This window comes from Salinimicrobium oceani (assembly GCF_012037645.1).
On the sequence record NZ_JAAVJR010000165.1, the window covers coordinates 1 to 667 of the forward strand.

The 667-nt window shown below is 43.5% G+C and carries 1 protein-coding gene; it reads right to left on the bottom strand.

The genetic code is table 11. The features are described 5' to 3' along the window. Positions 1–667 (bottom strand): reverse transcriptase domain-containing protein (locus HC175_RS16045; protein WP_262887241.1); only part of this gene is annotated, 667 nt, incomplete at both ends.

The following is a 667-nucleotide window of genomic DNA, read 5'->3' on the forward strand; positions in this document are numbered from 1 at the left end:
TAGCGTATCATCCTGATTCCTTGTTTGTGAAAATAGCTTCCTACCCTATTGACTATCCTATCTAACAAATTCATGTAGATATTTGCCAGTAATGGTGAGATTACTCCTCCTTGTGGTGTGCCTTTTTTACTCCTCTTCCCTCCGGTATACCTGCCATTTTCTTCTACAACTGGCACTTTCAGCCATTGTTTGATCAAGTATAGTACCCGGGGGTCTACAATCCGTTCCTTCAAAGCTATTTCCAGTTTGTCGTGAGGTATTGTATCGAAGTATTTACTCAAATCGGCATCGTAAACTTCCTGCTTTCCTTGTTTAAGGTTGTTGCGGATCTCGGTAACCGCACCTTTTGCAGCACGTTTGGGTCGAAATCCGTGTGATGAATCATCGAAGTCTGCTTCCCATATAGGCTCGATAACAATCTTACAGGCTTGCTGTGCAATCCTGTCTTTTATTGTCGGTATGCCTATGGGGCGCTTTCCACCGTTTTCTTTCTCTAATAAGACACGCTTAACCGCTTGTGGTTTGTACTTACGGGTTCGGAGCTCTTCTTGAAGTTCGTTCAAGAATTTTTCGCTACCGTAAGTCTCCACATCCGTAAACCTCTGGTTGTCTATCCCTGCAATACCTCCTTTCGCTTTGCAGCGACGGTAGGCTTCTTTTAAAATAT